This is a genomic window from uncultured Paraglaciecola sp., assembly GCF_913058035.1.
Lineage (GTDB): Bacteria > Pseudomonadota > Gammaproteobacteria > Enterobacterales > Alteromonadaceae > Paraglaciecola.
In genome coordinates, this window is sequence record NZ_CAJXPA010000181.1 from 1 (window position 1) to 8023 (window position 8023).

Genomic DNA, 8023 nt, shown 5'->3' on the forward strand with positions numbered 1-8023 from the left:
ACGAGGTCTAGTGCGGTCTCGTGGGCTCGGAGATGTGTATAAGTGTCAGCTTCTATACCTGTGAATAAGCCTGATGTGTTGGTAGGGTTATATTGGTCAATGGTGTCCTTGCGTAAGTCCATGCGTTGATAGCTTGATGTAAAATTGGGCTCTAGGGTTTGATATCTAGCCTGTTTTTTAAATTCCTCGGCATCAATCACAGTCTCAACTAGCGGAATCGCTCCCACAGTATTGACAATACGGTAAGTTTTAACTGAATCTGGCAGTTCAGACGCCATAATTCGTGCGACCCGCTCTAATGCCTCATTTTCATTGCGGTAATTAAGTTGTTGTCCATATAGTGTGACATCTGTCTCAGTTAGGTGAGAAGTACTGACTGCAAAACCAGCTTGATATAATAAATCTTGGGTAAATCTAGTACGCTCTATCTGACCCATTGAAAAGTTATTTGTCTTTTCTGGTAATAACTCACGGGGTGGGGTATCTATTTTTATTTGGCGAATAGTGTGTAAATTAAAATTGTAATTGATGCCAAAACCTAGGGTGTTACCTCGTTGATAGTTGAGGCTAAAATCGATATTGTTCCAACTATAAGCAGCGCCTATGTTCCAGTTACTGTCTTGTTGTAATAAGCCAGCGCGATCGTTTACGTAGTTATTGCCTTCGTATTCCAATTTTATACGTAATGGGGCCCATGGTGTTTGATATTCCACTCCACCAAATATGGAAGCAGGCCCTTTAAAAAAACGTTGATAATCTATTTTACCACCAAGTCCTGAATATCCACCGGGCCTGTCGCAAAAGCTATCTTTGACGTCGCAAAACGGATTGGATGTATTACCCGTTGTGCCTAGGTAGCCCCCACTCATATTAAGATGAAAGTCGAAATTTTCAACACGTTTGCTTAAACCAATAAACTCACTTTCAAAAAAACCGGTACCACCAAAATCTCTAAAACCAATCGATAACTCTGGTAAATAGTAGCTTTCTTCTAACAAACGAAATTTGACATCAATACCTTTGTCTTTCAACGTTTGATCGCCACTGAAGCTAGGAAAGGGGCTGTATAAACGCGAGCGGACATCCGTGTAACGAACAGTCGACTGCATCCATGGAAATAATTGCAATGTTGCTGACCAAAAGCGGTATTGGTCATTGTCAGTATAGCTTACGCGAAAATCACCATCTGTTAACATACGTGATGTCGGAGTCTGAATAAGCCCCGTTCCACCGTGAACCATCAATGAACTGCCCATCGGTGTTGGATTCCAAGCCTCTTTGGATTCTTGTGCTTGTGTTGTTGTAAAAAAAGCTAGAGCGGTTATTAGTAATATATTTAATTTCATAGGTCTGTTGTTTTTCTTATATATCATCAGCGGACTCTACTAAGGGCTAAAGTGAGTATTTGTCGGTTGATGTTAGCGAATTCCGGTTTAAAAAGAGGTTGTTTGAAGGGTACAAACAGTTGGCTACCCGGCATCACTTCTTGGTGAGTTTTATTCCAGTAAGCTGCAGGAGACTCTATCAATCGACCATCAGCTTGGATAAGGATAACCATGTCTTTATTCGCTAAATCCGTCAAAGTGTGGTTATCAATATATTCGCTTATATCGGCATGAGGACGATGAGGTATCTCACCCGTCTTTTTAACAGCACCAAATAGCTGCACGGTATTTATTCGCGGTGAAAGGGAAAGTATATATTTGCCTTTGGGCAATTGTGGATTTGACGCGTTAATCATGCGCGCTAAATCGTAATCTATTTTAACGGGTAATCTTTTAGCTAATCGCCAATTAGTAATGTTAGTTTGAAGTTGTGTTAATGATTTGGCTATTTTAGGATCCTCAGCCTGGTAACGTTGTACCAAGTTGGAAATACTGATAATTAACAGTTTCCGTTTTTCTTCAAGCTCAATATCGTCTTCCCGATACAAAGCCGCACTTGGCCAATACCAATTTGCTTGATTCGCAATGGGTGCTAATACTTCAACCAAGCGAGGTTCGTGTGCAAACACATATTGTTCTTGGTTAATCGTTACAGTAACCGAAGCAATGGCTGTATTGAATGCAAAGCTGGTTAGAAGTGATAAGCGTGTCAAAATTGATGTGAGCATGGTTGTTTTATCCGGCAACTATTGATTTAAGCGGGCAATTCGGCTCAAGTAGGTTATCTCTAGAGCTTCAGAAAGTGGTGATGTCATTTGTATACTCTTAATCATCTCCCCGCTTTTGGCATACCAGTAATAATTCTTCCAGTTTTTGCTTATCCGGATGTAATCAGTGGGTACTTTATAAATAATATTTTCAACGTATAAAATTGTTTCTATATCAAGGTTTAAGGCTTGCACTGAATCTTGAATAGCATCGTTAAATGTTGACTCAATTGAGTAGCCGTACTCGTCATCTGTTTGGTCAACTGTTCGGATCCACTTCTGTTTTTGGGAAACATACATTGTTTTATGGGGTAGTGATTTAAGTGGGTCGATATCTGTACTTGACGAATACAAAAGATTTTTGTTTAAACCTATGGTGCGTATTAAGCGGCCTTTATCGATAACAAACATTGCCTTGTCGCTTGACACCCATTTATGTTGTCCGTTTTCTATATAGGCTAACGCCATGATGACGCTGGGTCGCTCTCCACGCCTAACAGATATAACATCAACACTTGATTGTTGAACCTCGACAAGTGTCATTTTTGCGTCACTTTTATCTGAAAATGCAATTTTGAGCGTTTGATAATAGGCATGGTAAGTGCCGCTGCAAGCGCTAGTAAATATCAATATTAGTGCACTGAGTCCAAAGGTTTTTACGTTCATGTTGGTTAATTTCAATTTGAATGAGGGACAATTTAAAACGGCAATAAAAAAGCCGCACGATGGCGGCTTTTTTGATAAAGGTTAGATTACAACGATGGAGCGTAAGTAAACGTAACCGGAACAGTCACTGTACCAGTAGTAGTACCTGTGCCTGTGACAGTAACAGTTGTAGTAGTACCAGTACAAACACCGTCGACTAATGGGTCGCTACCATTACATGTTGGGCTAGGGCCAGGGATAATAGCTTCAGGAATGATGGTTGCTTTACCGTTGGCATTCATACCTCCCAAAACTGTTAATGCGGCAACCCCACCTACAACTGCAGGTGCTGTCACTGCGCCAAGGGTTGAACCAAATGCTGAAGTGCTACCTGTTTTCTCTTCGGCAAAAGTACTGCTTGCAAAACATAAAGCAACCGAGGCAGCAATAAGAATTTTTTTCATAGTAATTTCCTTGAATAAAGATTTCGATGCTTTAGTTTAATCGAATATTTATCATAGCTCAATAGTTATATGTACATTATCTACCCAAGGTGCAAAGTAATTTTTAAACCTATCAATAGAAGCCCCTTGAAGAATTAAATGACATTTATTTTAAAATAGCGGCTGTTTTTACAGTTATTGAGCATTGAATAGTATCGTCGTTTTTGTTTATTTAAATAGATTTGTCAAATGTAAATCTATTTAAATGATAGCTTGCGTTTATTTATCCTTTTTGCTCTTATTGCTGAAAATACGGTGTTAATATTCGTAAAAATTTTCCAATGGTTGGACGAAAGGATCATAGTCAGATGAAAGTAACAGTATTTGGAATTGGTTATGTCGGCCTAGTGCAAGCGGCAGTGATGGCAGAAGTAGGGCATGATGTTTTATGTATTGATGTGGACCAAAATAAAGTAGACCGTCTTAAAGAGGGAAATATCCCTATTTTTGAACCAGGTTTAACGCCTTTGGTTATCTCTAATTATGAAGCTGGCAGAGTCGACTTTTCTACTGATGCGGCTCTTGGTGTTGAACACGGTGACGTGATTTTTATTGCCGTAGGTACACCCCCTGATGAAGATGGTTCAGCAGATTTAAAATATGTGTTAGCTGTAGCCACTACTATTGCAGCAAATATGCAGTCACACAAAATAGTAATCAATAAATCTACAGTACCAGTAGGCACAGCGGATAAAGTTAAGGCAAAAATTGATAGCACGTTATCTGATGCGGGTAAATCTGTTACTTACGATGTGGTATCTAATCCTGAGTTTTTAAAAGAAGGAGCAGCAGTAAATGACTGCATGCGTCCTGACCGTATTATTTTAGGAACTGATAGTGAGTCAGCAGAAAAGAAACTGCGAGAATTGTATTCACCTTTTAATCGTAACCACGACAAGATCATTGTAATGGACATCCGTAGTGCTGAGCTAACTAAGTATGCGGCGAATTGTATGTTGGCCACCAAGATTAGTTTTATGAATGAGATGTCTAACCTTGCGGAAGTCTTTGGTGCGGATATTGAAAATGTGCGTCGTGGCATAGGTTCAGACCCGCGCATTGGTTATCAGTTTATTTATCCGGGCTGTGGCTATGGCGGTTCTTGTTTCCCCAAAGATGTGCAGGCGCTTGCGCGAAGTGCATCAGCTGCAGGTTATACAGCTCGAGTATTGGAAGCTGTTGAAGCAGTAAACTATTCGCAAAAAGAAAAGTTATTTGAATATATTTCCCAGCATTTTTCTGGCGATTTGAAAGGTAAGAAAGTGGCATTGTGGGGATTGTCATTTAAACCCAACACTGACGATATGCGTGAAGCTTCTAGCCGTGTTCTCATGGAAAAATTATGGGCAGCAGGTGCTACTGTAAAAGCTTATGATCCAGAGGCTATGGAAGAGACTCAGCGTATTTATGGTAGTCGTGATGACCTAGCTTTAATGGGAACTAAAGAGGCAGCATTAGAAGGTGCAGACTTTCTAGTGATATGCACTGAATGGCAAGCTTTCAGAGCCCCAGATTTTGAGTTGATAAAACAGAAATTATCTACACCATTGTTGTTTGATGGGCGAAATTTGTTCGAGCCAAAATTAATGTTGGAATATGGATTGCATTATTATGCAATTGGTCGTGGTTTATCGGTAAAGGAACACTAAAATGAGTCAAGTTAAAAAAGCAGTTATCCCAGTAGCGGGATTAGGAACAAGAATGCTACCAGCCACAAAAGCTATTCCTAAAGAAATGTTGCCTGTGGTGGACAAGCCACTCATCCAATATGTGGTAGCCGAGTGTGTTGCCGCAGGGATCAAAGAAATTATATTGGTCACCCATGCCAGTAAAAATAGTATCGAAAATCACTTTGATACTAGTTTTGAGCTTGAAGCAACCTTGGAAAAAAGGGTTAAACGGCAGTTGCTAGAAGCTGTACAAGCTATTTGCCCCAAGGACGTTACCATTATGCATGTGCGTCAAGGAGTGGCAAAAGGCTTAGGTCATGCGGTCTTGTGCGCTCGTCCAATGGTTGGCGATGCACCCTTTGCAGTGGTGCTTCCCGATGTCATCATTGATGAGTACACCAGCAACCTTAAAAAAGATAATCTGGCGGATATGGTGGCTAAATTTAATACTAGCCGTGTAAGTCAGATAATGGTTGAGCAAGTCCCTCAAGAAGATGTCAGTAAATATGGCATAGTTGATTTAGAAGGCTTAGATTTAAAACAAGGCGAGTCGGGTAAAATTCACGGCATGGTTGAAAAACCAGACCTAGAAGATGCTCCTTCTGATTTAGCTGTTGTAGGACGTTATGTTTTATCTGAAAATATTTGGGACCTGCTTGAATTCACTCCACCTGGAGCCGGTGATGAAGTGCAGCTTACGGATGCAATTGCCACTTTGATGAAAACAGAACAGGTCGATGCTTATTACATGAAAGGTGTAAGCCATGATTGTGGTAGCAAGTTAGGTTACATGACTGCAAATGTGGAATATGCGCTGCGTCACCCTGAGTTGGGTGATGAATTTAAGTCATTCCTGAAAAACTTAAAATTATAAAAAATAGGCCGCTCATATTGACTATGAGCGGCCTATTTTAACTGATATTTATCCGATACCTAACTGATTTTTACTTGCCCTTTTAATTTCTGAAGCATTTTTTTACCAATACCCTTTACATTGACCAAGTCATCTACAGATTTAAATTTACCATTCTTTGTCCGGTATTCCATAATTGCAGCGGCCTTTTTTTTGCCTACACCGGGCAATGAAGCTAATTGTGCTAGAGACGCTGTATTTAAATTAATTATAGTCATCTGATTTTGACTCATTTTACTTTTTGCCGTATCAGCAAAAGCAAAATTAGCAGAGGTGGTTAGAAATACGCTTGAAAGTAATAAAATAAAGATGAATTTTTTCATAAAGAAACTCCCTTTTGTTAACTCCATGTCGATGCATATACATCAAACTAAACATAGTAGAAAATATTTAGTTCGTAAAGTAACCAGTTGAAAGACCAATACTCAGGTTGTTTGTGTAATAGAAAAAAGTATTCGTACTTGGCACAGTATTGATTATCGTATTTATTCAATCTAATTGACTTGTTTTATCTCAGTTGTTTTATCTCAGTTGTTTTATCTCAGTTGATTTATCTTAGATTAGAATGCTATTTTCTTGCCATGACTTGTACATGTGGTCTATTTTTTGCGATGAGCCGGTTTTGAGTCCAGTTTTGCTAATTCAAATATTTTTGCGTTTATCGTTGCGAGTAAACTGTCAAACCAGTTTAGCTCCCCATTATTTACTTTGAAATTAGACATTCGCTTGGCGTATTTCATTTTCACCGTTTTGTCATTTTGTCATTGTTTCATTCAATTAGACTAAATTCTTCATTTAATGGTTGCTCTGATGCATAGACACTTAACGAACTTTTTGCTAATTGCATTAAGACCGAGGAGTTAAATTAAACATTATACTAGTTAAAAATGTCCTTGAAGTTTATAAGGTCGGGGTACTATCAATATGGAATATGTTCGCGGCTATCGAGTTTCACGGATGTTGTTATAGGGATCACGTGAAACTTTTCATTAATGTTCGTATAAAAGCAAAATGTAATCAATTGTTATAGATTGATAGGAATAGTGTCATGTTGCCTAATTATTTCAGCTTATAAAGGTACGTTATTTAGCCATCAATAAAAGATTGATAGGCGCTTTCGCCCCATGCTATTAACTTATTATTCTCAAAAAGTAAGGCTGTGCACTCGTCTTCTGTGGTAATGCCATCGGCTTGTTTGTGTTGAGTGCGGTAAAGCATCACTTGAAGCTCTACCTCATTAGTTCGTTTAGCTTCTGTTATATCTGGGCTACCTAATAATTCGATTATTTGTTTTTTTTGTAAACCTAATTCGAGTTTAGTTATTTGGATCCTATTATATTCTTCACGATCTTTCCAATCCATATCTTGAGGTTTATCAGGATAAAATGTGATGACCGACATTACAAAAATGGCATACAAACCAACACCAATACCAATTCTTTTAACTACTTTTTTATTCATGTGTTTCTTTCTAATGTTTGCTCAAGTTAATAATATAAAAATAGCGGTATGATTGCAGCTTGTTGGACGCGGATTTTCGTTAGTCTAGCGTAAGAAGCCTATTATCCTTAAACGTAATTTTTTGTTAGCTTTGTTGACTTCTTTTGTTTACCTTATTTGGTAACACAGGCTAAACTCAAAAAGTAAATTTTTAACCCACTTAATTATAGCCTGCATTGTGTTTTAATAATTTTGGGTACCAGTCTTACTTTCTGATTACTCTGTAATCTGATAACAAGGCACATACTTGCTTCCAGGCAGTTTCATTCTTTGTTGTTCAACAAAAGACTCCAACAAACCATCCATCATTTTCATTAGTTTTGGATCCCCTTTTAATTGAAAAGGGCCACGCTCTTTTATCAAAGCCACACCTTCAGACTTGACATTGCCTGCGACTATTCCAGAAAAAACTTGTCTGAGTGCTGCTGCGAGCTCAGTTTTGGGTTGGTCAAAATGTAAGTTGAGTTCGGCCATGCTTATATGGTTTGGAACAAATGGATTTTGAAATTCTGTGGCAATTTTTAGTGACCAATTAAAATCATAAGCATCTCCAGTTTGTTTACGATAATTTCTAACTAAACTTTGTTTCTGTTTAATCATCTGCGCCACTTTTGCCGCATCGCCTACTACTATTTCATAT

At 38.6% G+C, this 8023-nt stretch carries 9 protein-coding genes; 2 read left to right on the forward strand and 7 right to left on the reverse strand.

Annotated elements, in window-relative coordinates:
- From QZ562_RS17535 to QZ562_RS17550, 4 genes are all read right to left on the reverse strand, one after another.
- A partial coding sequence (locus tag QZ562_RS17535; protein WP_293763033.1) for a YjbH domain-containing protein occupies window positions 1-1346 on the reverse strand: 1346 nt, incomplete at its 3' end.
- 26 nt (window positions 1347-1372) lie between these two features.
- Window positions 1373-2113 carry a capsule biosynthesis GfcC family protein gene (locus QZ562_RS17540; RefSeq protein ID WP_293763036.1) on the reverse strand — a complete coding sequence of 247 codons (741 nt, stop codon included), beginning with the start codon at window positions 2111-2113 and terminating at the stop codon, window positions 1373-1375.
- Window positions 2114-2131: 18 nt separating this feature from the next.
- Window positions 2132-2818 carry a YjbF family lipoprotein gene (locus tag QZ562_RS17545; protein ID WP_293763038.1) on the reverse strand — a complete coding sequence of 229 codons (687 nt, stop codon included), beginning with the start codon at window positions 2816-2818 and terminating at the stop codon, window positions 2132-2134.
- 86 nt (window positions 2819-2904) lie between these two features.
- Window positions 2905-3261 (reverse strand): hypothetical protein, encoded by a 357-nt coding sequence (locus tag QZ562_RS17550; protein ID WP_293763040.1) that lies wholly within the window; start codon window positions 3259-3261, stop codon window positions 2905-2907.
- Window positions 3262-3608: 347 nt separating this feature from the next.
- Between QZ562_RS17550 and QZ562_RS17555 the strand changes: the two genes are divergently transcribed.
- Window positions 3609-4949 (forward strand): UDP-glucose/GDP-mannose dehydrogenase family protein, encoded by a 1341-nt coding sequence (locus QZ562_RS17555; RefSeq protein WP_293763042.1) that lies wholly within the window; start codon window positions 3609-3611, stop codon window positions 4947-4949.
- 1 nt (window position 4950) lies between these two features.
- Window positions 4951-5844 carry a UTP--glucose-1-phosphate uridylyltransferase GalU gene (galU, locus tag QZ562_RS17560; protein WP_293763044.1) on the forward strand — a complete coding sequence of 298 codons (894 nt, stop codon included), beginning with the start codon at window positions 4951-4953 and terminating at the stop codon, window positions 5842-5844.
- Window positions 5845-5903: 59 nt separating this feature from the next.
- On the opposite strand, the gene QZ562_RS17565 is transcribed toward galU, so the two are convergent.
- From QZ562_RS17565 to QZ562_RS17575, 3 genes are all read right to left on the reverse strand, one after another.
- Window positions 5904-6206, reverse strand: a complete 303-nt coding sequence (locus tag QZ562_RS17565) for a helix-hairpin-helix domain-containing protein (RefSeq protein ID WP_293763046.1) — start codon at window positions 6204-6206, stop codon at window positions 5904-5906.
- Window positions 6207-6969: 763 nt separating this feature from the next.
- The gene (locus QZ562_RS17570; protein WP_293763049.1) at window positions 6970-7344 is read right to left on the reverse strand and encodes a DUF3192 domain-containing protein; all 375 of its coding nucleotides are present in this window, start codon (window positions 7342-7344) and stop codon (window positions 6970-6972) included.
- A 255-nt stretch (window positions 7345-7599) separates the two neighbouring features.
- Window positions 7600-8023, reverse strand: a 424-nt coding sequence (locus QZ562_RS17575; RefSeq protein ID WP_293763052.1) for a pyrimidine/purine nucleotide monophosphate nucleosidase domain-containing protein, incomplete at its 5' end; no start/stop codon positions are given.